Source organism: Pseudomonas sp. NY15356 (assembly GCF_048068175.1).
Lineage (GTDB): Bacteria > Pseudomonadota > Gammaproteobacteria > Pseudomonadales > Pseudomonadaceae > Aquipseudomonas > Aquipseudomonas putida_K.
Window position 1 is genome coordinate 1 of the sequence record NZ_JBLUPW010000071.1, and the last position, 1113, is coordinate 1113.

Genomic DNA, 1113 nt, shown 5'->3' on the forward strand with positions numbered 1-1113 from the left:
GGCGGTTGCAGGAGCTGAGTGCAACACGGTTATTGAATTGAAGCCGGAGCATCATGCCGCATTGCCATGGCATTTTGCATGACCTCTCCCATCACCTCGATGGGGCATTTGAAGTCGAAGCGCTTGCGCGGTCGCATGTTCAGTTGCAGCGCAATGGCGTCCAGCTCCTCCTGGCTATGTATCGACAGGTCTGTGCCCTTGGGCAAGTACTGGCGAATCAGGCCGTTGATGTTTTCGTTGCTGCCGCGCTGCCAGGGGCTGTGCGGGTCGCAGAAGTAGATCGCCACGCCGGTTCTTTGGGTGATCTCGGCGTGTCGCGCCATCTCCCGGCCCTGGTCGTAAGTCATGCTCTTGCGCATCTCCAGCGGCATGCCATTGAGCGCTGCACTGAAGCCTTCCAGCGCCGAAGTCGCCGTCGCGTCGTTCATCTTCACCAACATCAGGTAGCCACTGGTGCGTTCCACCAGCGTACCGACGGACGAGGCGTTGGCCTTACCCTTGATGAGGTCGCCTTCCCAATGCCCCGGCATCAGCCTGTCTTCAATCTCCGGCGGGCGCACATGAATACTGACCATCTCGGGGATCTGGCCGCGCCGATCCACGCCACCAGAGCGCGGCCGGCGCGTCGTCTTGCCTTGGCGCAGACAGATGATCAGCTCCTTACGCAGCTCACCCACTGGCAGGGCATAGATCGCGTTGTAGATCGTCTCGCGACAGACGTAGGCATCTCGCAGGTTGGGTATGTTCATGCTGCGCAGCTTGCCGGCAATCTGCTCGGGAGACAAACGCTCACGCAGCATATGGGTCACCAGTTCGAAGCGCTCGCTACCCGGCAACAGTTTTCGCATCGGTCGACAAACCTGGCGGCGGGCCTGCATTTGCTGCTGGGCCAGGCGGGCCGAGTAGCCACCGCAAGCACCTCGGTTACGGCGCAGCTCCCGGCTGATGGTCGAAGGGGATCGGTTGATCAAGCAGGCAATCCTACGCAGGCTGAAGCCTTGGGTACGACCGATTTGTATGGTGGCGCGCTCTTCAACGCTGAGTTCGGTATAAGACATAGGGGCAGCACCGTACCGGAAAGGTCAGGTGTTGCACTCAGTTTTTGCCGCCGCC

1 protein-coding gene is annotated in these 1113 nt (G+C 60.5%); it reads right to left on the reverse strand.

What is annotated here, in order from left to right; all coding sequences use genetic code 11:
• Positions 1–29: 29 nt before the first annotated feature.
• Positions 30–1058, reverse strand: coding sequence for an IS30-like element ISPsp7 family transposase (locus tag ACNFCI_RS23955; RefSeq protein ID WP_100414200.1), 1029 nt, complete (start codon positions 1056–1058; stop codon positions 30–32).
• Positions 1059–1113 lie beyond the last annotated feature (55 nt).